Origin of the sequence: Streptomyces sp. NPDC058469, from assembly GCF_042721125.1 — a bacterium.
In the GTDB taxonomy this organism is placed as follows: Bacteria; Actinomycetota; Actinomycetes; order Streptomycetales; family Streptomycetaceae; genus Streptomyces.
On record NZ_JBHXME010000004.1, the window covers coordinates 51,949 to 74,503 of the forward strand.

20 protein-coding genes and 1 tRNA gene are annotated in these 22,555 nt (G+C 69.0%); 14 read left to right on the forward strand and 7 right to left on the reverse strand.

The window, feature by feature from the left end; genetic code table 11:
- The first annotated feature begins 176 nt into the window (after window positions 1-176).
- From ispD to ACFWP5_RS03880, 5 genes are all read left to right on the forward strand, one after another.
- Window positions 177-929: a 2-C-methyl-D-erythritol 4-phosphate cytidylyltransferase gene (gene ispD, locus ACFWP5_RS03860; RefSeq protein ID WP_384149703.1), complete on the forward strand. Its 753-nt coding sequence runs from the start codon at window positions 177-179 to the stop codon at window positions 927-929.
- A complete protein-coding gene (gene ispF / locus ACFWP5_RS03865; protein WP_384149706.1) occupies window positions 919-1,425 on the forward strand; it encodes a 2-C-methyl-D-erythritol 2,4-cyclodiphosphate synthase in 507 nt (168 codons plus the stop codon). Before ispD ends, ispF begins: the two co-directional genes overlap by 11 nt.
- Window positions 1,426-1,528: 103 nt before the next feature.
- Window positions 1,529-2,932: a cysteine--tRNA ligase gene (cysS, locus tag ACFWP5_RS03870; protein WP_384149709.1), complete on the forward strand. Its 1,404-nt coding sequence runs from the start codon at window positions 1,529-1,531 to the stop codon at window positions 2,930-2,932.
- Between the two features lie 112 nt (window positions 2,933-3,044).
- Complete coding sequence (gene rlmB, locus ACFWP5_RS03875; RefSeq protein ID WP_384149712.1) at window positions 3,045-3,986, forward strand: 23S rRNA (guanosine(2251)-2'-O)-methyltransferase RlmB; 942 nt, start codon at window positions 3,045-3,047, stop codon at window positions 3,984-3,986.
- Between the two features lie 118 nt (window positions 3,987-4,104).
- Window positions 4,105-5,712 carry a DoxX family membrane protein gene (locus ACFWP5_RS03880; protein ID WP_384149715.1) on the forward strand — a complete coding sequence of 536 codons (1,608 nt, stop codon included), beginning with the start codon at window positions 4,105-4,107 and terminating at the stop codon, window positions 5,710-5,712.
- Between the two features lie 161 nt (window positions 5,713-5,873).
- On the opposite strand, the gene ACFWP5_RS03885 is transcribed toward ACFWP5_RS03880, so the two are convergent.
- From ACFWP5_RS03885 to ACFWP5_RS03895, 3 genes are all read right to left on the reverse strand, one after another.
- A complete protein-coding gene (locus ACFWP5_RS03885; protein ID WP_384149718.1) occupies window positions 5,874-6,605 on the reverse strand; it encodes an NDP-sugar synthase in 732 nt (243 codons plus the stop codon).
- Window positions 6,606-6,714: 109 nt separating this feature from the next.
- Window positions 6,715-7,170 carry a hypothetical protein gene (locus ACFWP5_RS03890; RefSeq protein ID WP_384149721.1) on the reverse strand — a complete coding sequence of 152 codons (456 nt, stop codon included), beginning with the start codon at window positions 7,168-7,170 and terminating at the stop codon, window positions 6,715-6,717.
- Window positions 7,171-7,386: 216 nt separating this feature from the next.
- Complete coding sequence (locus ACFWP5_RS03895; RefSeq protein ID WP_384149723.1) at window positions 7,387-8,523, reverse strand: ABC transporter ATP-binding protein; 1,137 nt, start codon at window positions 8,521-8,523, stop codon at window positions 7,387-7,389.
- A gap of 233 nt (window positions 8,524-8,756) precedes the next feature.
- Here ACFWP5_RS03895 and ACFWP5_RS03900 point away from each other — a divergent pair.
- A tRNA-Thr gene (locus ACFWP5_RS03900) sits at window positions 8,757-8,830 on the forward strand.
- Between the two features lie 279 nt (window positions 8,831-9,109).
- Entirely contained in the window at window positions 9,110-10,483 is a 1,374-nt protein-coding gene (locus tag ACFWP5_RS03905) for a hypothetical protein (protein WP_384149726.1), read from the forward strand.
- Between the two features lie 91 nt (window positions 10,484-10,574).
- Here the strand turns inward: ACFWP5_RS03905 and xerC are convergent, their stop codons facing one another.
- Together xerC and ACFWP5_RS03915 are read right to left on the reverse strand one after the other, a co-directional pair.
- A complete protein-coding gene (gene xerC / locus ACFWP5_RS03910) occupies window positions 10,575-12,182 on the reverse strand; it encodes a tyrosine recombinase XerC (RefSeq protein WP_384149729.1) in 1,608 nt (535 codons plus the stop codon).
- Window positions 12,179-12,859, reverse strand: coding sequence for a transcriptional regulator (locus ACFWP5_RS03915; protein ID WP_384149732.1), 681 nt, complete (start codon window positions 12,857-12,859; stop codon window positions 12,179-12,181). Before ACFWP5_RS03915 ends, xerC begins: the two co-directional genes overlap by 4 nt.
- A 97-nt stretch (window positions 12,860-12,956) precedes the next feature.
- On the opposite strand from ACFWP5_RS03915, the gene ACFWP5_RS03920 reads away from it, so the two are divergent.
- From ACFWP5_RS03920 to ACFWP5_RS03950, 7 genes are all read left to right on the forward strand, one after another.
- Window positions 12,957-13,196 (forward strand): hypothetical protein, encoded by a 240-nt coding sequence (locus tag ACFWP5_RS03920; protein ID WP_201054394.1) that lies wholly within the window; start codon window positions 12,957-12,959, stop codon window positions 13,194-13,196.
- Between the two features lie 233 nt (window positions 13,197-13,429).
- Entirely contained in the window at window positions 13,430-14,722 is a 1,293-nt protein-coding gene (locus ACFWP5_RS03925) for a DUF3631 domain-containing protein (RefSeq protein ID WP_384149735.1), read from the forward strand.
- 371 nt (window positions 14,723-15,093) lie between these two features.
- Complete coding sequence (locus ACFWP5_RS03930) at window positions 15,094-15,996, forward strand: DUF2637 domain-containing protein (protein ID WP_384149738.1); 903 nt, start codon at window positions 15,094-15,096, stop codon at window positions 15,994-15,996.
- A gap of 45 nt (window positions 15,997-16,041) precedes the next feature.
- The gene (locus ACFWP5_RS03935) at window positions 16,042-16,686 is read left to right on the forward strand and encodes a MobC family plasmid mobilization relaxosome protein (RefSeq protein ID WP_384149741.1); all 645 of its coding nucleotides are present in this window, start codon (window positions 16,042-16,044) and stop codon (window positions 16,684-16,686) included.
- On the forward strand, window positions 16,683-18,386 hold the full coding sequence (locus ACFWP5_RS03940; protein WP_384149744.1) for a relaxase/mobilization nuclease domain-containing protein: 1,704 nt from the start codon (window positions 16,683-16,685) through the stop codon (window positions 18,384-18,386). Before ACFWP5_RS03935 ends, ACFWP5_RS03940 begins: the two co-directional genes overlap by 4 nt.
- Before the next feature lie 217 nt (window positions 18,387-18,603).
- Window positions 18,604-20,253 carry a hypothetical protein gene (locus ACFWP5_RS03945; protein WP_384149747.1) on the forward strand — a complete coding sequence of 550 codons (1,650 nt, stop codon included), beginning with the start codon at window positions 18,604-18,606 and terminating at the stop codon, window positions 20,251-20,253.
- A gap of 25 nt (window positions 20,254-20,278) precedes the next feature.
- A complete protein-coding gene (locus tag ACFWP5_RS03950) occupies window positions 20,279-20,674 on the forward strand; it encodes a hypothetical protein (RefSeq protein WP_384149750.1) in 396 nt (131 codons plus the stop codon).
- Window positions 20,675-20,690: 16 nt separating this feature from the next.
- Here the strand turns inward: ACFWP5_RS03950 and ACFWP5_RS03955 are convergent, their stop codons facing one another.
- Together ACFWP5_RS03955 and ACFWP5_RS03960 are read right to left on the reverse strand one after the other, a co-directional pair.
- On the reverse strand, window positions 20,691-21,239 hold the full coding sequence (locus ACFWP5_RS03955) for a flavoprotein (protein WP_384149753.1): 549 nt from the start codon (window positions 21,237-21,239) through the stop codon (window positions 20,691-20,693).
- Window positions 21,236-22,507 (reverse strand): helix-turn-helix domain-containing protein, encoded by a 1,272-nt coding sequence (locus tag ACFWP5_RS03960; RefSeq protein WP_384149756.1) that lies wholly within the window; start codon window positions 22,505-22,507, stop codon window positions 21,236-21,238. The genes ACFWP5_RS03955 and ACFWP5_RS03960 overlap by 4 nt, the downstream gene beginning before the upstream one ends.
- Window positions 22,508-22,555 lie beyond the last annotated feature (48 nt).

The following is a 22,555-nucleotide window of genomic DNA, read 5'->3' on the forward strand; positions in this document are numbered from 1 at the left end:
CGTCGAACGGCCGGATAAAGATCCCCCGATACCGGAGAAACATCCCCCGATAATGGTGTGCCGGGCCCGGGCAGCTGGCTCGACCGGTGTCACGGAAGGGTCCGGTCAAGGCGTCGCGCCCGGCACTCCTGAGGCCATACCCACGTAGGTCGAGCACACAAACCTGACAGGAACCGATGTCTGACGATTCGCGCTCTTCCCAGGCGCAGTCCTCCGTCGCCGCCGTGATTCCGGCCGCCGGACGGGGCGTACGCCTCGGACCGGGCGCCCCCAAAGCGCTCCGCACGCTGAACGGCACCCCCATGCTCATCCACGCGATCCGCGCCCTGGCCGCGTCCCGCGCCGTCTCCCTGGTCGTCGTCGTGGCCCCGCCCGACGGCGCCGCCGAGGTCAAGACCCTCCTCGACGCCCACGCGCTGCCCGAGCGGACCGACTTCCTGGTCGTCCCCGGCGGCGACTCCCGTCAGGAGTCCGTGAAGCTCGGCCTGGACGCGCTGCCGCCCGGCTACGACATCGTCCTCGTCCACGACGCGGCCCGCCCGCTCGTCCCGGTCGACACGGTCGACGCGGTCATCGAGGCCGTACGGGACGGAGTGCCCGCCGTCGTACCGGCCCTGCCCCTCGCCGACACCGTCAAGGAGGTCGAGCCGGCCGGGACGCCGGGCGCGCCGGAGCCGGTCGTCGCCACCCCCGAGCGGGCCCGCCTCCGCGCCGTACAGACACCGCAGGGCTTCGACCGCGCCACCCTCGTCCACGCCCACGAAACGGTCACCGACAACGTCACCGACGACGCGAGCATGGTCGAGCAGCTCGGCCTCACGGTCGTGGCCGTCCCCGGCCACGAGGAGGCCTTCAAGGTGACCCGCCCCCTGGACCTGGTCCTCGCGGAGGCGGTCCTCGCCCGCAGGAGGCTGAACGATGGCTTCTGAGACCCACCCGATGCCGTACCCCCTGCCCCAGGTAGGCATCGGCACCGACATCCACGCCTTCGAGGAGGGCCGCGACCTCTGGTGCGCCGGCCTGAAGTGGGAGAACGAGGGCCCGGGCCTCGCCGGCCACTCCGACGCGGACGTCGTCGCCCACGCGGCCTGCAACGCCCTCTTCTCGGCAGCCGGGCTGGGTGACCTCGGCCAACACTTCGGCACCGGCCGCCCCGAGTGGTCGGGCGCGTCCGGGGTCACGTTGTTGAGGGAGGCGGCTCGTATCGTCCGCGAGTCCGGCTTCACGATCGGCAACGTGGCGGTCCAGGTCGTAGGGCCGCGTCCGAAGATCGGCAAACGAAGGGACGAAGCCCAGAAGCTGTTGTCGGAGGCGGTGGGGGCTCCGGTCTCGGTGTCGGGGGCGACAACGGACGGTCTGGGTTTCCCGGGCAGGGGTGAGGGCTTGATGGCTGTGGCGACTGCGCTGGTGGTCAAACACCGGTAAGTGGTCCCACTCAAGGGGCGCGGGGAACTGCGCGACCAGCCCCCACCGGCCTGCACCTGATATACGGTCCCGCGCACCCCGTGCCGCCCACTACCCTTGTACCGTGACCATTCGTCTGTACGACACCAGCGCCCGGCAGATTCGTGACTTCACCCCGCTCACAGCGGGCTGTGTCTCGATCTACCTGTGTGGTGCCACCGTGCAGGCCGCCCCTCACATCGGCCACATCCGCTCGGGCCTGAACTTCGACATCCTCCGCCGCTGGTTCGAATACCGCCGCTACGACGTCACGTTCATCCGCAACGTCACGGACATCGACGACAAGATCATCGCCAAGTCCCGTGACCAGGGCCGCCCTTGGTGGTCCATCGGCTACGAGAACGAGCGCGCGTTCAACGACGGCTACCAGGCACTCGGCTGCCTCCCGCCGACGTACGAACCGCGCGCGACCGGCCATGTCCCCGAGATGATCGAGATGATGCGCGGGCTCATCGAGCGCGGTCACGCGTACGAGGCCGACGGCAGCGTCTACTTCGACGTGCGCTCGTACCCGGACTATCTGCAGCTGTCGAACCAGGACATCGACGACCTGCGCCAGCCCACCGAGGAAGGCATCACCGGGAAACGCGACCCGCGCGACTTCGCGATGTGGAAGGCGACCAAGCCGGGCGAGCCCGACTGGGAGACCCCGTGGGGTCGCGGCCGCCCCGGCTGGCACCTGGAGTGCTCGGCGATGGCGCACAAGTACCTGGGCCCCGCCTTCGACATCCACGGCGGCGGCCTCGACCTGATCTTCCCGCACCACGAGAACGAGATCGCCCAGGCGAAGGCCTACGGCGACGACTTCGCGCAGTACTGGGTGCACAACGCCTGGGTCACCATGAGCGGCGAGAAGATGTCGAAGTCGCTCGGCAACAGCGTCCTCGTCTCCGAGATGGTCAAGCGCTGGCGGCCCATCGTCCTGCGCTACTACCTCGGCACCCCGCACTACCGCTCGATGATCGAGTACAGCGAGGAGGCCCTGCGCGAGGCCGAGTCCGCGTTCGCGCGGATCGAGGGCTTCGTGCAGCGGGTCGTGGAAAAGGCCGGGGGAGTCGTCGAGCCCGCGGCCGAGGTGCCGCCGGCGTTCGCCGAGGCGATGGACGACGACCTGGGCGTCCCGCAGGCCCTCGCCGTCGTCCACACCACGGTCCGGCAGGGCAACAGCGCGCTGGCCGCCGACGACAAGGAAGCCGCCGTAGCGCGTCTCGCCGAGGTGCGCGCCATGCTCGGGGTGCTCGGACTCGACCCGCTGGACCCGCACTGGGTCGGCGAGGGCGGTGACCGCGGCGAGGACCTGCACGGTGTCGTGGACACCCTGGTCCGGATGGTCCTCGACCAGCGCGAGGCCGCCCGGGGCCGTAAGGACTGGGCCACCGCCGACGGCATCCGCGACCAGCTCAACCAGTCCGGCCTCAACATCGAGGACGGCCCGCAGGGCCCGCGCTGGACCCTCGGCCCACGCTGAACCCCACCCCGGTCAACGAAGATCGACTGTGCCGCCCGGCCTCCCGGGCGGCACACTGCATAGACGTACGTATTCACCACACCCCCAGACGGGTCACACAGACAGGTAGGTCATGGCAGCCAACAACCGCCGCATGTCCGGCAAGAAGGGCGCGCAGGTCGGCAGTGGCGGCCAGCGGCGCAGGGGTCTCGAAGGCAAGGGCCCCACCCCGCCCGCCGAGGTGCGCAAGGGCCACAAGAAGAACCGCGTCGCCAACGCCAAGGCCAAGCAGGTCCAGCGCCGTCCCGCGCCGCGCGGCCGCGGCGGCAAGGGCACGTCCGAGATGGTCGTCGGCCGCAACCCGGTCGTCGAGGCGCTGCGCGAGGGCGTCCCGGCGGTCACGCTCTACGTCCAGCAGTTCATCGACAACGACGAGCGGGTGCGCGAGGCGCTCCAGCTCGTCGCCGAGCGCGGCGGCGTCCACCTCATGGAGGCCCCGCGCCCCGAGCTGGACCGCATGACGAACGGCCTCAACCACCAGGGCATGGTCCTCCAGGTCCCGCCGTACGAGTACGCGCACGCCGAGGACCTCGCCAACGCGGCCTACGACAAGGGCGAGGACCCGCTGATCGTCGCCCTCGACGGGGTGACCGACCCGCGCAACCTCGGCGCGATCGTCCGCTCCGCAGCCGCCTTCGGCGGGCACGGTGTCCTCGTGCCCGAGCGGCGCGCGGCCGGCATGACCGCCGGCGCCTGGAAGACGTCCGCGGGCGCCGCCGCCCGTACGCCCGTCGCCCGCGCCACCAACCTGACGCGCGCCCTGGAGGCGTACAAGAAGGCGGGCCTCGCGATCGTCGGCCTGGCCGCCGACGGTGACACCGAGGTCGGTGAACTCGCCGCGCTGGAAGGCCCGGTGGTCATCGTGATCGGCAGCGAGGGCAAGGGCCTGTCCCGACTCGTGGGCGAGACCTGCGACTTCAGGGTCCGGATCCCGATGCCCGGCGGCGGGGAGTCCCTCAACGCCGGTGTGGCGGCGGGCATTGTGCTCTACGAGGCGGCACGCAAGCGTTCCTGAACGGGCGTTCGGCACCGTCCCCCACTCGGGGCAATCTGGGCGCCGGGCACACGCTTGACGCGGTCCGGACACTTCCGGCGAGTCAAAGCAGTGTCCTAAACACACGTCACTCGGTTAGATGAGTGTGGACACCAGAACACCCCGCACACCCACGGGGGACGGCCCGTCGGGCTTCGACGACGCTCCCGCGCTGAGCATGGTGAAGGTGCCGAGCGATCCGGCGCAGATCATCGTCAATCATGCGAGCTTCCGCGTGCAGTTGGGCGCCTCGACGCGTTCCCCGTCGCCGCGGATCGCACGGCACCTGAGCGCCACCGAGGTCCCCGGCCGGATCCCCGCCGGCGGCGCGCGTCGCCGGCCCGTCGTCTGGAGCGGCAAGTCCGCCCCGGACGACACCGGCGCCCACCGGCTGCTCCAGGCCGTGCGCGGCACGGGCGTCCGCCACGGCGACGAACCGGTCGGCGACGCCGGAGCCACGCAGGTCATCCCCCGTATCGACAGCGGTGGTTACGACGGCGACCTGAGCGCGCAGACCATCGAGACCCCGGTCGTCGGTGCCCAGCGCGGCGGCGATCACGACACCGGCGAGACCCGACTCCTGCCGCCCATGCGGACGGTGGGCAGCGCCTACGACGAACCCGCCTACGCGGACCCGGAGTTCGAGGACTTCGAGGGGGCGGAACGCGAGCGCCGCACCAGGCGCAACCCCAACGAGCCCGTACGGCACGCCTATTACCCCGGCCGCCGGATGAATCTCGGGGTCGTCCTTCTCCCGCTCCGCATCTTCCTCGGCTTCATCTCCATCTACGCCGGCATGGGCAAGCTGTGCGACCCCGTCTACTTCGACGGCGGCAAGCGCGGCTCCATGGTCAAGTGGCTCAACACCCTGCACCCGTGGGAAGTCGCCGAGCCCCTACGGCAGTTCGCCCTCCAGCACCCGGTCGGCTCCGGGCTCGTCATCGCCTTCGCCCAGGTCATCGTGGGCGTCCTCACGATCCTGGGCCTGTGGCAGCGGGTCGCCGCGATCTTCGGCGCGCTGCTCTCGGCGGCACTGATCGTCACGGTCAGCTGGAAGACCGTCCCGGCCTACGACGCGCCCGACATCATCTATCTCGCCGCCTGGTCCCCGCTGGTCATCGCGGGCGCCCCCGTCTACTCCATCGACGGCCGCCTCGCGGGCAGCGCCTGGCGCCGCCTCGGACCCCGCGCCGACATCTGGGAGTTGCGCCGCTACGTCCTGCGCCGCGGCGCCCTCGTCACGGCCGTCTCCATCGGCCTCACCCTGCTCGTCGGCTCCCTGCTCGGCGGCGCGGTCCGCGACTCCAGCCGCGTGGTCGTCCCCGGCCCCGGCGAGGCCCCGCGCAACGAACTGCCGGGCACCCCGCTCCCCGGAGAACCGACCAAGAGCCACAGCAGCAGCCCCAGGGCGTCCAAGTCACCGTCCCGGCACGCGACTTCGGCCAAGCCCTCGGGCGCCGCGACGACCCCTGGCGCGACCCACTCCTCCTCCGGTACGGCCACCGGCGGCGCCCCCAGCCAGACCCAGGGCACCGCGGGCCGCACCCAGCCCCAGCAGTCCTCCCCGGCCGGCCAGGCCCCCAGCACCTCCTCCGGCTCCCCGACCGGCGGCGGCACCAGCGGCGGCACCGGCTCCAGCGGCGGCTCCAGCACCGGGGGTTCCTCCTCCTCCGGCCAGCCGGGCCTGGTGGGCGGCCTGTTGGGGTAACTGGGCCGGTGGGCGGCTTGTTGAAGCAGTCGCCCACCGGCTGACACACAGAGAGAGGGCCTGCACTTTTCAGTGCAGGCCCTCTCAGTCGCCCCAGGGGCGCGGGGCTGTGGCATTGGCGGCTCCGCCGCGGGGCGCGACCAGCCACAGCGGACCCGCAGCTAACGACCGAGCGCCGCCAACTCCTTTGCGGCCTCGGTCAGATCCTTCGCGGTATCAATGGCCCGCCAGTAAGCCCCCTGCGGAATCGGGAACCCGGCCAACCGCAACTCACGCGCAAGGTGGGGGAACGTCGTCCGCTCGTGATCCCCGCGCTCCGGCAACAACCCCGCGAACTCGGGCGAGAAGACGTACACCCCCGCATTGATCGCGTACTGCGTCGGCGGCGACTCGATGAAGTCCGTGACGTGCCCGAAGCCGTCCGTCTGCACGGCCCCCCAGGGAATCCGAGGCCGCGCCAGAGCCAGCGTCGCGACCGCGTCGCGCTCCGTGTGGAAGTCCGCCATGTCGCGCAGCGAGAAGCGGGTCCAGATGTCACCGTTGGTGGCGTACCAGGCCTTGTCCGGGCGGGGCAGGTGCGCGGCGGCGTACTTGAGGCCGCCGCCGCGGCCCAGGGGCTCCGTCTCGACGACCGTGGTCACGCCGAGGGGCAGGTCGGCCGTCTTCAGCCAGGCCTGCAGCACCTCGGCGAGATGCCCGCAGCTGACCACCACGTCGGTGATGCCCTCCTCGGCGAGCCAGACGAGCTGGTGGCCGATGATCGGCGTCCCCGTGCCGGGGATCTCGACCATCGGCTTGGGCCGGTCGTCGGTGTACGGGCGCAGCCGGGACCCCTGGCCACCGGCCAGGATCACGGCTTGGGTGGGGCGCGACGCGGCGTTCGGATCGGTCATGACCCGAACTGTACGTGGCGGCCCCACCGCGTCCTCCGGCTGCAACCGTTCCTTAATCAGCCGTTACCGACCTCCTACTCCGACCTCCTCCTCCGGGCTCCGGCACCGGTCAGCTGTGCGCGGCCATGACCCCGGAGGCGAACGAGGTGTCGCACACGGGGCGGGCGTAGGACTGGGCGCGTGCCGCGCCGTAGATACGGACCGCGGCGCGGCCCAGTGCGCGGGCGATGGAGGTGCAGTGCGTGGCGAGCGACGGGTGGCCGTTCACCGCCTCCTGGAGGTGCGTCAGGACGACGCCGGGGTTCTTGTCCTGGAGCTCGGTCATGAGCTGGTCGCGCAGGATGTCCTGCGGGGCGCGTGCGGCGGCCTTGGAGGAGGCTCCGGCCGCCGTGACGTCCGTGGCGGTGAGCATCGAACTGGAGGGGCTCCCCGACCAGTTGACCCGGGTGACCGCGAGGGTCCCGGAGAGCACCATCATGACGGGCAGGACGAGGGCGAGCGTGCGGCCGACCCGGCGGGCGGGGCCCCGGCCGCGTCGCGGCTGTTGGTTATTGGAGTGCTTCACGCGTGTGAGGGTAGCGTCCGGTAATGATTTGGCGACATTTAGTCACCAATTCGGGGGATGGATTGGTGCCTCGAATTGGGTAGGGCGTTGACGAACGCTGCTCGAAATGACCGGTCTGCCGGGGTATTTGTCGACACGGTCAGGCGACGGTCCGGCAGCCGTCACAACGGAAAGGGCCCCGCGGCGAACCGCGGGGCCCTTCCTGCGAACGTTTGATCAGTCGGTGAGTCGCTCGCCCGTGGAGGTCGAGAACACGTGGATCTCGCCCGGACGCGGGACCACGTGAAGCGTGGCGCCCTTCTCCGGCACCGAGCGGCCGCTGACGCGGACGACGAGGTCCGTGAGGTTGTCGTCGACCTTGGCGCTGCCGTAGACGTAGCCGTCGGCGCCCAGTTCCTCGACGACGTTCACGGAGACCGCGAGACCCGCCGGGGCGTCCTCGGTGTCCTTGGTGAGGGACTTCGCGGCCTCGCCGTTGTGCTCCTCGATGTCGAAGTGCTCGGGGCGGACGCCGACGGTCACCGTACGGTCACCCTTGTCGGAGGCGGCCTTGAGGGCGTCGCGGTTGACCGGGACGACCGAGTTGCCGAACTTCACGCCGCCGTCGGTGATCGGGACCTCGATCAGGTTCATGGCGGGGGAGCCGATGAATCCGGCCACGAAGAGGTTCTTGGGACGGTCGTACATGTTGCGGGGCGAGTCGACCTGCTGGAGCAGACCGTCCTTCAGTACGGCGACCCGGTCGCCCATCGTCATGGCCTCGACCTGGTCGTGGGTGACGTAGACGGTGGTGATGCCGAGGCGGCGCTGCAGCGACGCGATCTGCGTACGGGTGGAGACACGGAGCTTGGCGTCGAGGTTCGACAGCGGCTCGTCCATGAGGAAGACCTGGGGCTCACGCACGATGGCGCGACCCATCGCCACACGCTGGCGCTGACCGCCGGAGAGCGCCTTCGGCTTGCGGGCGAGGTAGTCCGTGAGGTCGAGGATCTTCGCCGCGTCCTCCACCTTCTGGCGGATCTCGGCCTTGTTGACGCCGGCGATCTTGAGCGCGAAGCCCATGTTGTCGGCGACCGTCATGTGCGGGTACAGCGCGTAGTTCTGGAACACCATGGCGATGTCCCGGTCCTTCGGCGGCAGGTGCGTGACGTCGCGGTCACCGATGCGGATGGCGCCGGCGTTGACGTCCTCGAGCCCCGCGAGCATGCGGAGCGAGGTGGACTTGCCACAGCCGGACGGACCGACGAGGACGAGGAACTCGCCGTCCCCGACCTCGATCTCCAGACCATCGACGGCGGGCTTCTCGGTGCCCGGGTAGATCCGGGTCGCCTTGTCGAACGAAACAGTGGCCATGATGAAGGGCCCCCTTCTACCGGCAGGAACGTGCCGGACGATCCGTTGTAGGAAGGTGGTGGTGTAGTCCACGCGAGTGAACTGGGTCAGGACGGTACCTGGCGTTTGCCTGGTCTGTCAGTACCTGGGTCCATGTGAACTTCGAGGAAATTTTCGACAGGGCGCGGCGGGGACCTGGGTACACTGCACGGGCACGTGATCGCGCACGTCTCGGGTACGCACGCATCGCGCAGGCCTCCTTAGCTCAGTTGGCCAGAGCAACGCACTTGTAATGCGTAGGTCGTCGGTTCGAATCCGACAGGGGGCTCCTTCGAAGGCCAGGTCACATAGCCCGTGACCTGGCCTTTTGTGTTGCTCGGGGCGTGACGCGTCGCACGGCTGGGGTGCCGTGGGACGGCTTGCGTGAGCGATGCGTGAGCGGAGGGAACTACCAACGCCCTGTGGCTTCTCGACCAATTGGCTCCGGTTGGAACTCAAGCCGTCGCGCCAGTGCTTGCTGGGTGGCACTCAGGGGATGCTGCTCCCGCAGGGGCGTTTCTTGCCTGAACACCGACAGCAAGTGAGTTCGGCGGCCAGAATGATCGGCATGGTCGCGATCATCAGGTGCACGGAGTCCGAGACAGCACATATCGAATGGCAAGAGGGCTTGTTCCCGGCCTCCGGACGTCGTGAGTGGACATGGACGGCCACCCGGCCCAGGGAGTTCTGGACCAAGGGCAGTCACCTGACCTTGATCGCCACTCCCGACAGACATGGTCTCTTGTATGTGACCAGACTCGGACACACTAAGCGACTGCGCCAAGTCGCCGACTTGGAGCAGAAGCTGGAGATCTCCCATGTCAGCGCGCTTTCACAGCCTGTGATGCTGAAGGAAGTCACAGCGCGCTTGGCTGCGCGGCATGACAGGCACCTGATTGATGAAGGGCAGCAGACCGAGGCGACGGGCAACGCTCTCCTCGCCGCCTTGGTCGAGTTGCGGCCTGATGCAAGCGATGTGATTCGCCGACTCCGAGCGACGCTTGACGGCTACACAGTGCGCTCGACTGCAGGAGAAGCCTTGGCGACCCAGCGCGACGCAGTCCTGGGAATTGGACGTATGGCAGGGATGTCCATCCCTCAGCTCGCCCGGTGGGATCCGCCGGCCGAGGAACTGTACGACGACCGGCCTCCTCCGGCGTATCTCGACCTCCTGAGCCGGACCGGGGCAGCGTCAGCCGATGGAGGCCAAGCAGCCCCGCAGCACGACATCGCGATCGAAGATCACCACATCGGGCACGATGCCGAGATGTTTCTGGGCTGGATTGGTGAGCGCACTGGGCACGTCGCTTGGCGACAGTTCCGGCAGGACGACCAGTCGCTGTTGATCGCCAACGTGAACCGCACCGCCGTTGAGGGAAATTCCGGCGCTGACCTTCTGTATTACCACCAAAGCCGTGGAAGCCTCGTCCTCGTTCAGTACAAGAAGCTGAACAAGGTGGGCGGCTACTACTACCCGGATAGCGATCGCAAGCTGGCCGACGAACTGAAACGCATGGAAGACGTGGACGCCTATGCTGCCGGTCTCCGCCGAACGACCGATGACCACAGGCTGAGTCCCGATCCGAGCTGGATCAAGTTGTGCCCGCCCGAAGGGCTGATCCCGCAGGCGAACATCATGGTGCCGGGAATGTATTTTTCCCGCCAGCACTTCCAGCAACTGCGCACCGACCCGCGACTGAGGGATGGCAGGGACAAAGCGCTGCGCTTTGGCTACTCCAACGTTCCGAGTTATTTGGACAACACCATGTTCACCCGGCTAGTGGAGACAGGTATGATTGGTACTGCCGGAGTGAGTACAGAGCTGGTTCGGCAGCAGATCACGCGGAGTGTTCGTGAAGGCCGACTGCTCACCGCCGGGATACTCACCGGCAAGGAACAGCCCCAATCTGCCCGCAACAGCGCCCGTCGTCGGCGCCGTTGAGTCAGCTGCGTGAGTGAGCCGATGAATACGGCCAGCCCTGCTGGCGCTTCGCCAGCCGACGGGGCGCTGGGGCGCGCGGAGGCGTTGGGTCCTACTTCTTGGGCTTCTTCAGCCGGTACTTGTTCTCGTCCCCGACTTTCTGGGCGCGCTTGGCCTTCTTCCGAACCTTCTCCGCCTTGCGTGCGGCCTTCTCGGCCGCCGTTTTGCGCTGAAGCGGAACCAGCTTGGCGGTGGCCTCAGCGGCGCTCTTGCCCACGTGGGGGAAAACGCTCTGGTAGATGTCCCGCGTGATGCGGGTGTCGCTGTGCCCGAGAGTGTCCGACACGATCTTCACGTCGATACCGGCGGCGAGCATGAGCGTGGCCGCGCCGTGGCGCAGGTCGTGCAGCCGGATCGGCGGGAGGCCGGAGGCGGCGACGAGCCGTTCGAAGAGGTCGGTCACCTTGCCGGGGTGCAGCCAGGAGCCGTCTTCCTGGGTGAAGACGAGACCGGTGTCGACCCAGGCCGGTCCCCACTCCGCGCGGTCCGCTTCCTGCTGCTTGCGGTGCCGCTCCAGGACGCTGACCGTGTCGTCGTCCAGGGCCACGACGCGGAAGCCGCTGTCGGTCTTCGGCTCGGACGCTTCGACGTCCCACCCGTCCTGGACGAGTTGGCCGGTGACGGTGAGGGAGTGTCGGTCGAGGTTGGTCTCTGACCAGGGCTGGCCGCATGCCTCGCCGCGACGCAGGCCGCGGAAGGCGACCAGGTGCCACATGGCGTAGAGCCGGTCTGCGGCGACGAAGTCGAGGAACGCGCCGGTCTGTTCGGGCGTCCAGACCATGACGGGGGAGGGCTTCTCGCCGGTCTGCTGCCACCGGGCGACCCGCTCGTCCGTCCACACGAGAGCCTTCGGCTTGCGGACGGGGTCGATCTCGACGTGGGACGCCGGGTTGAACGTGATGATCTGCTGGCCGATCGCCTCGTTCAGGGCGGCGCGGAGCGTGGCCTTGACGTGCTGGCGCGTGGACGGCCCGGTGACGCGGCGGAAGGGCGGCATCGCGTCGATGGCCGTCTTCATGGCCTTGCGGCGCGCCCGGTTCCCCAGGCCCTTCCACGGCACGGACGCCAACTCCTCTACCGCCGCACGCCGTTGGGCGTTCTGCTCCAGGATCTCGGCGTTGGCGTCGGTGATGGCGGTGAACATCTCGCTGAGGTGGCTGACGCGCAGTCGGTCGAGGCGCCGGTCGCCGATGTGGGGCTTGAGGTGGACGCGGACGTCGGTCTCGTAGCGGCTGACGCCCGACTTCCGGATGCGCTTGCCCGCGAGCCACCTGTCCAGCCACTCGCTCACGGTGAGGCTGCCGACGAGGTCTTGGCCGGCATTGAGGCGACGCCGGGTCTCCTCCACGTCGGGGAGCGGCAGCTTGTCGCGGCTGACCTCGGACAGCATCTCGGCGATCAGCTGGACGCCTTCAGGGTCGTCCGACTCGGCGAGCGCCATGAGGGCGCGTACGTGGTCGAGATCGGCCTGGGCCGCCTTGAGGCTGGGGTACCCGCCGCGGGCGAAGGAGCGTCGGCTGCCGTCCTCGCGGGGTGGCAGCTCCTGGCGTATGGAGTAGGTGCAGTGGTTCCTGCTGTTGCGCTTGGGGCAGGACGTACCGAGTTCCTTGCCGGTCTTGGGGTCGCGGCAGGAGCAGCGGCGGTAGGTGGAGCCCTTCAAAGGCGTTCCTCCGGGGTGGTGTTGGGGTCGGGTTCGGGCGGGTCGACGTCCGCCAGGGCGGGTGGGAGATGGGGCGGGGTGGCACCTTCGTCGCGGAGGTCGCGACGGAGGTAGCGCAGTTTGTACTTGGCGGAGATGGCCTCGTCGGAGTACTTGGTCCGCCTGCGCTCGGCTTCCTCCTCCTGGGCGCGGTTGCTTGCCGTTTTGGCTGCGAACCGTGCCTGTTCCGCTTCTTCGAGGGCGGCCAGAGCGGTGCGTACGAGGTTGTCGTGCACTTCGAAGTCGGGGACCAGCCCCGCGTCGTGCAAGGGAATGTCCTCGTCGCCGGTGAAGCGCCGCAGGGCGTCCCAGGTGGGCACGAGTTCCTGGAAGGGGAGTTCCTGGGTTCGGTCGACGTAGCCGACCGGGAAGATCAGGCAGACCGGGTACGTCTCCAGGGCGGCGGCCAGGACCATGACGTCCACCAGGGGCAGGCTGGCCCGGCGGCCGGACTCCATGTTGGCGATCACGTTGCGCGGGATGGGATGCCCTAGCTGCTCGCACGCGTCGGCCAGGTCCTGTGCGCTCAATCCCATCTCCTTTCTTCTGCGCCGGACTTCGCCCGCCACGTTGGCCTTGACCCGGTCCTCCCACTCGGGAACGTCGTCCTCATCAGCATCCACACCGCGTTGTGTCATGTAGACACATTAGCTTCCCGATGATGGTTGGTAGACGCCTGGAGCCGGACGTGAGGAGCACGTTCGCCGAGGGCTGTACCGAAAAGGGGCGCCCTGCATGCGCGAAGACGCGACGGCCGGACGGATGAAGGACTCGAAGGGGATGAGCCGGGAGGAGCTTCTCGCCCTCCCCGTGTCGGTTGACCTGGACACTGGCAACCGCGCTCTCGGGCTCGGGCGGAGCAAGGGCTATGAGCTGGCGAAGCGGGGCGAGTACCCATGCAAGGTGCTGCGGCTCGGCAACGCCTACCGGGTCGTGACCGCGGACCTGCTCGATCTGCTGGGTCTGGCGGCGTGATGGCGCAGCACCGTAGCAAACCGTTCTGCGCTGAGCTGACACAGAAACGCTGGACTGTTGCCGGGTGTGGACGTACGGTCCGTGTTCCCTCGCGATGGCCTGGTGCCCGCGAGATGGGGATGGGCCCCCGGCGGTGCAACGCCGGAGGCCCGAGCAACCCCAACCGGCCCGTGAAGAACCAACCCGGCGGCCAAGGCGCACACGCCCGCCACCGCCAGAAAAGGAGCTGCCCCGTGGAACATGCGGGAGCCGAGCCCTATTCCGACTCCGACAAGCCCTCGTGGCCGCCCGTCACCATCCCCGGCCAGCTCGGCCACCACACCGGCGAAGCCCCGCCGACCGCCAACGAGGGTGCATCTGACGCCACTTCGGCGGATCAGTCCGCCGAGGAGGTGGTGCCGGATCCCGAGCCGACGCTCGGCTCGGCGCTGCTGGACGAACTGCGTTCGCAGATAGCGAAGTTCGTGATCCTGCCCTCTCCGGAGGCCCTGGACGCGGTCACGCTGTGGGTGGCGGCGACGCATCTCCAGCCCGCGTGGCAGCACGCGCCCCGTCTGGCGGTGGTGGGACCGGCGAAGAGGTGCGGCAAGTCGCGATTGCTGGACGCGCTGACCGAGACGGTCCACGAGCCGATGATCACCATCAACACCACACCGGCGGCCATCTTCCGGTCGATCACCGAGGAGAACCCGCCCACACTCCTGGTGGACGAGGCGGACACCATCTTCGGCACCCCGAAGGTGGCCGAGAAGAACGAGGAGATGCGCGGCCTGCTCAACGCCGGCCACCAGCGCAACCGGTACGTCACCCGGGTCGTGGGAAACGACCACACCCCGCACCGCTTCGCGACCTTCGCCATGGCGGCCATCGCGGGCATCGGCGACCTGCCCGACACGATCATGGACCGGGCCATCGTGATCCGCATGCGGCGCCGGGCCGAGGGCGAGAAGGTCAAGCCCTTCCGCTCCCGCCGCGATATCCCGGCCCTGCACGATCTGCGGGACCGCATCGCTGCCTGGGCCAGGCCGTTGCTGGACGAGGCAGCGGAACTGGAGCCGGTCATGCCGGTGGAAGACCGGGCGGCTGACACCTGGGAGCCCTTGGTCATCGTCGCCGACCTGGCCGCCGGGTCCTGGCCCCGGCGCGCTCGCGAGGCGTGTGCGCGGATGGTGGCCACAGAGGTCGAAGCGGAGGAGGAGCGACCCGGCGGTGCCCGGGTCCTCGCCGACATCCGCCGGGTCTTCGCCGCCCAGCGCGAGGCGGACAGCCTCTCCACGGACGAGCTGCTCTACCACCTGCGCCAGGACGCAGAGGCCCCGTGGGCGGAGTGGGGGCGCAACGGGCTGGACTCCCGCGAACTGGCACGGATGCTCAGCCCGTACGTCATCAAGCCCGGCAACGTCCGCCTCGCCGACGGAACCCAGCGCAAGGGCTACATGCGCAACAAGTTCCTCGACGCCTGGCGGCGCTACTGCCCCACCGTCCACCCGGTGGACGCCGGGCCTACCGTCCCCGCCTCGGGCTGAGCCCCGCATCCCCCGGGCGGCCGTCCCTGCCGTCCGTGCCGTGATCCCGCAGGTCAAATGGCATGAAGACAAGACGGCAACCGGGGGCAAGACGGCAACGCGATCATGAGGGCCGCGTTGCGGGGCCAGGACCACATCCCGATCCGTCTTGTGCCGTCCCGCGCGTCCCCGCCGTATCGCCGCAGGTCAGGGTGTCAGCCGCCGGGACGGCCCACCACCACCACGCCGTCCCGGCCGAACTGGTCGGAGAACGCCTCCGGCATCGGCCGGGACGGCAGACCAAACCTCGTGCCGTACCTGCCCTGACCTGCGCTTGCAACGGCCAAGACGGCAAAGACGGACTACACCGCCAACGCCCAGGAGCACCCCGCTTGACGAACCTCTCCACCTCCAGCAACCGAGACGACCGCCTCGACGAGGGAGGACCGACCACGACCAAGCAGGCCGCCGAGCGGTTCACGCTCATCGCAGCAGGGTTGGTCATCGTGGCCCTCACGGCCGGCGGGTTCTGGCTCTCGTACGCGCATCTCGCCGAGGTCGCCGGACAACACGGGCTCAGGAACTCCCCGGCCCGCCAGTGGGCCTGGCCAGCGACCCTGGACGCGTTCATCGTCGCGGGCGAACTGCTCATGCTCCGCGCCGGTTTGCGCCAAGCGACCGACGGGTGGGCCATCGCCCTCACCGCCACCGGATCGGTCGGCTCCATCGCACTCAACGTGGCGGGCGTCAGCGGCACGGGTAGCACCGGCACTGTGCCCATGCTCGACTACGTGGTCGCGGCGGTCCCCCCCACCGCCGCGCTGCTGGCCTTCGGTGTCCTGATGCGGCAGATCCACCAACTCGTTGCCGAGCCCTCCGGCGCCGCGCAACGCCACAACTCTGCCGACCGCAGCCACAACGGCATCCAGATCGTCGAACTTGCGGAAGACAGTGCCGGTCAGCCGGAGCCAGCCGCTCTCCAAGTGGCGGACCGGCACACCGACATGGCGCAGGCTGCCACCAATCTGCCGGCGCCTCCGCATCCTTCGGACGAGCCGGAAGACCAAGAGTCCGGCACGGTCTCCGAGGAGTTCCTCGCCATCGCCCGCACCGCGCCACTCGGACGGGGAGGCCGTGCTTCGCGCCGCCACATCGAAGCGGCGATACGGGGCACGGGCCTGTCCATCGGCAGGGCCGACGCGGAAAAGGTCAAGGACGCCTTGCAGACCGAACTCGACGAGTCCGCCTCTCAGCGGCAGGCCGAACGCGACAGGGCACCTGCCCGCGCCTTCTGAGTCCACAGCTTCCCGCCCCACAAACGCGCCACGGAGAACTCCCTCATGCATGACCCGGGCTACGAACTCCCCACTACTCAGCGGGAGATGACCACCACCGCACCCCAGCCAGCAAGGTATCCCGTTGGACCGTCCAAGGGTCGGTCCAACGAGGGTGCCTCCGCCCCGGGGGTGGCGGAGGAGCTCGGGCACCAGGGGGTGCCCGGGGAGGACAAGCTCGTCGAGACCGCCGCCGATCCGTTGACGCGAGCAGCTGATGCCGCCGCGCTGCACCGCGTCGCCCGCCGCCGTCAGCGTGAACCCGTCCAGCGCAAAGAGCGCGTCGACGTGCGCTACAGCACCGACGAGAAGACCGCGATCCTCGCCAAGGCCCGGTCCCTGAACATCGCCGGCGCCCACTACGTCGGCGCCGTTGTCATGGCCCACCTTCACGGCGACCTCGCCCTGCCCGGCCAGCGCACGCCGCTCGACGACTACATCGACGAACTGACCGCCCTGCGCAGGGAGGTCGCCAGGATTGGCCACAACATCAACCAGATCGCCAAGAAACTCCACTCCGGCGGCCATCCACACCCTGGGGACAACGCCGTGCTGGCCCAGGTAGAACCCACCTTGGACGCAGTAGGCGCCACCGTCCGCCACATTGCGTCTGCCGCGAAGCAGGCCGTCGCCAAGAAGCCCGCCCGATGATCGCGAAGATCAGCGGCGGCAAGGACACAGCCGGTCTGATCCGGTACCTGTTCGACACGAAGAAGGCCAAGGACCACACCGACCCCCACCTGGTCGCCTCCTGGGACGGCTTCGCCCCCGACCCTGGCCGCACCGACGACTTCGGCGCTGCTAAGAGGCTCCTTGTGGCCGACCTCGACCTGCATGTCAAACAGGCCCGGCGACTAGGCCGCGCGCCCGAGAAGCACACGTGGCACTGCTCGATCCGGGCCGCCAAATCCGACCGCCACCTCAGCGACGAGGAGTGGGCCCACATCGCCCGCCGCGTCGTCGCGGCCACTGGCATCGCACCCGAGGGCGATCCGGACGGATGCCGCTGGGTCGCCGTCCGCCACGCGCCGGACCACATCCACATCGCCGCCACCAAGGTCCGCGCCGACCTGCGCACCGCACGCCACTGGAACGACTACCTCACCGCCGACCACGAACTCGCCGCCATCGAGAAGGAATACGGTCTCTTCCAGGTCGTCCGCGGAGATCGCACCGCCGCCGAACGCCCCACCCGCGCCGAACAGGAGAAGGCCCGCCGCGCCGGCCACGACAAGACCGCCCGCGAACGCCTGCGCACTACCGTCCGCACCGCCGTGGCGGCCGCTTCCGCCATCGAGGAGTTCGTCGACCTGCTCGGCCACCTCGACGGCGTGCTCGTCGAGGTCGTGCACTTCCCCTCAGGCGACGTACGGGGATACAAGGTCGCCATCGCGGACGACGCCCAGGGCCCCATCTGGTACTCCGGCTCCAAACTCGCCCCGGACCTGTCCCTCCCCAAGATCCAAGAACGCCTGGCGAGCATGGGACCGCAGCCCACCGGACAGGCGGGCAGGCGCAGGCCCAACCCCTGGCACCAGGCCACCGCCGCAGCCGAACGCATCCCCCACCACTTCGACCAACCCGACGACCAAGCCTCCCAAGGTCACCTCGCCGCCTTCGGCGAAGCTCTCGACGCCCTTCCCCTCGTCACACCCCAAACTGTGCGCCACCAACTCCGAGAAGCGGCCACCGCGTTCGAACGCGCCACCCGCTCCCGCATCCGCGCCGATCACCACCACGCCCGAGCCCTGCGCGGCGCCGTACGCGCGATGCTCCGAGAGCCCGCCCCAAAGGACGGCGCCGCCCTGGCGATGTTCCTCGACGCCGCGATCCTCGTCGTCATTGCCGCTGCCCGCTGGCACCAACTCCGCCACCACGACCAGCAGGTCGCCGCCGCCCACCAAACCCTGGTCCACCTCCAGGCCGCCTACAACCAAGCAGCCGCCGTACCGCTGGCTGCCCTCGTCCAACGCCGACCACCGCAGCAGACTGTGGACCGGCACATCTACTATCTGCGCCGAGCTGTCCCCGACCATGCCGAGCAAGTCGTCGAAGACCCCGCCTTCGGCGCGCTCACCGCCGTCCTCGCCGAGGCCGAGGCAGCCGGCCACGATCCGCAGCAGCTCCTCCACCAGGCCGCCGACCAACGCGCCCTGGACGACGCCGACTCCCTTGCACGGGTCCTGACGTGGCGCATCCAACGCCTCAGCGCACGGTCGGTACCCAGCCCACGAGCCCGAGCAGCACAGGCCCGCAGCACCGCCGCACAGCACACCGGCGCTTCGGTTCCGATGACAGCAGTCGCTCCAGCCCCGCAACACCCAGCACAGGCACGGGGGCGCTCCCGGTGAGGCCCGATACCCGGGTTCCGGCGGAACGCCACCTGTGCCGTCGGTATCCCCACAACACGGAGGCGCCTTTCGGTCATTGTTCGATCCGAATGCCCCAGTGCGCTGCTTGTGCGGGTTTGCGGTATGGCAGCGCTTGCCATGCGCGAGGACGATGCCCCTCTGCGTCCGCCGTATTCAGGTGTCGCGGTGGGGCATCGGAGACACGGGGGTGGGGGACTTGTCCTACGGGGAGCATCAGTCTGTCTTTTCGGCACCAGCGGTGCCGTTGGGGACTGCGGCTGATGCGCGGGAAGTGATCAAACATGGGGTCTATACCGAGGGAGTCACCCGCCGGTTAAGCGCTGCGGCCTTCGCCCGTACGGACTGGCTGGCCGTGTTGCGCGCCGAACTGGCCCGACTCTGGAAGAAGTTGAAAGCAGCCGTAAAGAAGCGGCTGCGGTGGCTCTTTCCTCCCAAGGAGGCGGAGAAGGCCGCCGGTTCCTCCGAGCCGGTACCGCCGTCGGTCGTGGTGGGTGAGGACTACGCGGTCTGGGTTCGGCGGAGGATCAAGAAGTCGAAGCGGCCGGTGCCGGTGTACGGCTTCCACCAGGAACCCGTGGTGGAAGCCTCGGACCGCGCCATACGACATATGCGGAAACGGCGATGGGCCGTCGCTGCGGTGGTCGCGGTTGTCGTCTGGCAGGCTATCGCCGGCAGTCTGACGGTGGGATGGGCCGCCCTCACCTTGGTCGTCGGGGTGTGGGGCGTGTACCTGGTCGAGCGCTACCTGGCACAGACGCGCCTCAACGCCTTGTTGGCTGGTGAGTTGCATGCGGCTCCGACAGCCGTTCAGGCGCACGCTCTGCCGTATCTCCGCGAGCGCCGCGACAGCGGCGATCGGGACCGCTTTCTCGGAGCGGGTCTTCAGGCATGGCCGCCTGCAGTCATCGGCATCGACGTCGAACCGGCCCCCGAAAACCAGGATGCGGGAGATGACGACACCGGGCTGCCTTCGGGATTCGGTTCGCCGGCACAGCGCCAAGGCCAGCCCGACATGGCCGAGGTGGCAAAAGCCGTTCTGGATGCCCTGTCTCAGCACAACAAGCCAGTGGCCCGCAAGCCGCTGAAGCACTTCACCGTGGCCCAGCTGCACACCCATGTCGCGCGCCGACTGGACGACCCGGCACCCGCCCATCACCGCGATCACCCCATCCCGCGCATGGAGGTCATCGGCATCGCCGGCATCCACTACAAGCGCTGGGACCAGATCGACGACAACGCCTGGCGCACCCTGCACGCCCTCGCCGAGGACAACATTGGCGACAAGCCCGTTGAGGAGATCGCCCGCCGCTATATCTGGGCCCGGGTCACCGCCTGGAACGGCGAACTCATCGCCGCCGTCCTGGTTCACCTCGCTTACCAGGGCGGCTTTCTGCGCGTCACCGTCCGGCCGCACATCATGGCCCCGCTCAACCCGAAGGTCGCCGGTCTCAAGCCCGCCGACCCGCGGAGCCTGAGATGGCTAGGCCGCACCGCATTCAACGCTCTCGGCGACATCTACATCGGCCTCGACCGGCTCATACGCCGCACGGCCCGCAAACGCCCCGAACTGGACACGGGCAGCGGGCCGGTCAGCCTCCGCGAGGTCTACAGCGTGCGCTGGATCGAGGACATGCACACCAATGACGACGCTCGTTACTACGTGCAGATGATGCAGCGCCGCGTCTTCGACTCCACCGAGATCTTCCTGCGCGACCACAACGTCGACATCGCCGCCTACCAGCAACAGGCCACTGCGATCTACAACTTCGGCGTCATGAACGGCGGCACCATGATCGGCCCCGCACAGGCTGCCCCGTTCTCCCAGAACCCCTCCCAGAAGAACTGACCCGCGCCCTCACCAGGAGCCTCACATGGCCATTCGCCGCCAGCCCGACCCGGCCCCCAATGGACCCAACTTCGGCATCATCAACACCGGCAACATGACCGGACCCGCCCAAGCCGCTGCGTTCTCGCAGAACGTCAGCCAGACCAACAACATCACCAACGAAGCCGTGGACAAGGCTCGCGAGAGCATCGACGACCTTCGACGGCGCCTGGAAGAACTACGCGGCCAGTACCCCGAGGTGGACGCCGCCCTGCGCGACCTAGCCATGATCACCCCGCGCCTGGACGAGCCCGAACGAGACCCCGGCACCCTGCGCTACATGCTCCAGAACCTCGTCGAGCGCTGCGGCGGATTCCCCAACCTCTTGGCCGCAGCCCAACTCGTCCAGTCCACCGTTATGGCACTACTGCCTGGGTCCTGATCACCCCTGGTTGCGGTTACCGGGAGAGCCGGGGCTCCAGCAGATCCAAGGCTTCCTCCCAGCGGAAGCGGTCTGCTCCGCCGCCGGCCTTGGGCCGGTGGGGCTCGTAGCTGCCGATCAGGACGCCCATCTCCTGCAGCCGAGCCAGGCTCTGCTGGTACGCGGGGTGGGCGGCCTGGGCCATGTTCAAGTACGGCAGTACGGCCGTGGGGATATCCATGCCGTATGCCTCGCAGAGGATGCCCAGGGCGAGGGTGTCAGAGATGCCGGCAGCCCACTTGTTGACCGTGTTGAAGGTCGCCGGGACAACGGCGATGGCATCCGCAGGCGGCAGCGGTCGGGCCTCGCCAGGCGTTCGCCAGGCCGAGCGGATCGGGTAGCCGGTCTGGGCCTCGACCGCCTCGGCGTCGAGGAAGCCCAGCCCCTGTGGGGTGGCGACGACACCGACGTCCCAGTGCCGTTCCTGCGCTGCGGTGATCAGCTTGCCGACGTCGTCGGCGATGCCGCACGCGCACACGACGACATACAGGAAGGGCTTCTTCTCCGGAGCGGTCGGCTCGGTCACGCAGGGACTCCCAGTTGGCGGCTGAAGTGGTGCAGTTCGGGCAGGGTACGACGGCGGTCGCGGGCGGCCATGTCGGCGACAAGGTCGCGCACCGCGGGGCGGCGGACGTCCTGGGCGGCGCAGGTCTCGGCGATCCGCAGGGCCTGATAGCCGTCGGAGAGGCGGCCCTGCTGGCTGTAGGCGCGGGCCGTCTCCACCCACAGGGCCGCCCGCCGTTCGGGCACGGGGATGTGCCGGCGCATGAGCGGGCGGGCCGCTTGCAGGGCGAGGCCCGCGTCGCCGAAGGCCACCAGAGCGCTGAGCTCGTGGAGGGCGACGTTGGTGGGGCTGAAGTTGGCCCAGGCGTCGGGACGGTCGAGGGAGACGTACTGGGCAACCTCTTTGGCTTCGACGAGGAACTCCTCGGTGGCCGCGCGGTCGCCACCGCCGCTGGCCGCAGTCACGCCCCGCAGCAGCAACAGCCCTACGGCCGCGAGGTACTTCGGGGAGCGGCGGTCGTAGGAGCCGGTGAGCTGGTCGGCCGTATGCCGGACGAGGGTGACGGCCTGGGTGGTGTGCTTCTCGCGGGCCAGGACGTGGGCCTGCACGCGGACGCTGGAGGCGAGGACCACCGGGTCACCGGAGCGTTCGGCCTCGGCCATTGCACGACCGACCGCGAGCCAGGCGTTGCCATGGTCGTGCTGTTTCAGCAGCAGGCTGGTTGAGGTCTGATAGGCCGTGGCCAGGAGTGCGGACAGCACGTCGCTGTCCAGCGTGCCGGCGGAGGCCGTCCGAAGATCGGCGATCAAGCTGGGCAGGATGCGTTCCAGCTCCGTGTAGTTGCAGGTGTAGAAGAGCCTGCGGGCCGTTCCGACCCGTTCGCGGAGAACCGTCGTGTCCATGACGGTGCCGGTACTCGCCGGGCTCAAGCCGGGTAGGAGCGCCTGGACCAGGTCGTTGTGAGCGGCGGCCCAGGCAGCCGGGGTTGCGAGCGCCGCGATGCTTGCGGCGAGGAAGGTACGGCGGTGCATGTCTTCTGTCTCGGAATCGGCGGCGGAGGCATCGGGGAAAGCGGCGAGGCCCAACTGGTGCGGCGCGATGCCGAGTTCCTGGGCTACGGCGCGCAGGACGCGGATGTCCTCCGTGCCGCGTCCGCTCTCCAGACGGCTCACCTTGGACTGGTGGTAGCCGAGCGCGGCGGCAACATCCTTCTGCGAGCGCCGCTGTAACACCCGTGCCTGACGGATCGCTTCACCGATCCGTCTTGCTTCGCTGTGTGCTTCGGCCATCTGCCACGGCCCCTTCCGCCGTCGCCGATCCTGCCTGCTCAACCGAGC

Excerpts from the sequence above, each read along its gene's own strand:
- ispD (WP_384149703.1), top strand. The coding sequence starts at position 177 with ATGTCTGACGATTCGCGCTCTTCCCAGGCGCAGTCCTCCGTCGCCGCC.
- ispF (WP_384149706.1), top strand. The coding sequence starts at position 919 with ATGGCTTCTGAGACCCACCCGATGCCGTACCCCCTGCCCCAGGTAGGC.
- rlmB (WP_384149712.1), top strand. The coding sequence starts at position 3,045 with ATGGCAGCCAACAACCGCCGCATGTCCGGCAAGAAGGGCGCGCAGGTC.
- ACFWP5_RS03880 (WP_384149715.1), top strand. The coding sequence starts at position 4,105 with ATGAGTGTGGACACCAGAACACCCCGCACACCCACGGGGGACGGCCCG.
- ACFWP5_RS03885 (WP_384149718.1), bottom strand. The coding sequence starts at position 6,605 with ATGACCGATCCGAACGCCGCGTCGCGCCCCACCCAAGCCGTGATCCTG.
- ACFWP5_RS03895 (WP_384149723.1), bottom strand. The coding sequence starts at position 8,523 with ATGGCCACTGTTTCGTTCGACAAGGCGACCCGGATCTACCCGGGCACC.
- ACFWP5_RS03905 (WP_384149726.1), top strand. The coding sequence starts at position 9,110 with ATGGTCGCGATCATCAGGTGCACGGAGTCCGAGACAGCACATATCGAA.
- ACFWP5_RS03915 (WP_384149732.1), bottom strand. The coding sequence starts at position 12,859 with ATGACACAACGCGGTGTGGATGCTGATGAGGACGACGTTCCCGAGTGG.
- ACFWP5_RS03920 (WP_201054394.1), top strand. The coding sequence starts at position 12,957 with ATGCGCGAAGACGCGACGGCCGGACGGATGAAGGACTCGAAGGGGATG.
- ACFWP5_RS03935 (WP_384149741.1), top strand. The coding sequence starts at position 16,042 with ATGCATGACCCGGGCTACGAACTCCCCACTACTCAGCGGGAGATGACC.
- ACFWP5_RS03940 (WP_384149744.1), top strand. The coding sequence starts at position 16,683 with ATGATCGCGAAGATCAGCGGCGGCAAGGACACAGCCGGTCTGATCCGG.
- ACFWP5_RS03950 (WP_384149750.1), top strand. The coding sequence starts at position 20,279 with ATGGCCATTCGCCGCCAGCCCGACCCGGCCCCCAATGGACCCAACTTC.
- ACFWP5_RS03960 (WP_384149756.1), bottom strand. The coding sequence starts at position 22,507 with ATGGCCGAAGCACACAGCGAAGCAAGACGGATCGGTGAAGCGATCCGT.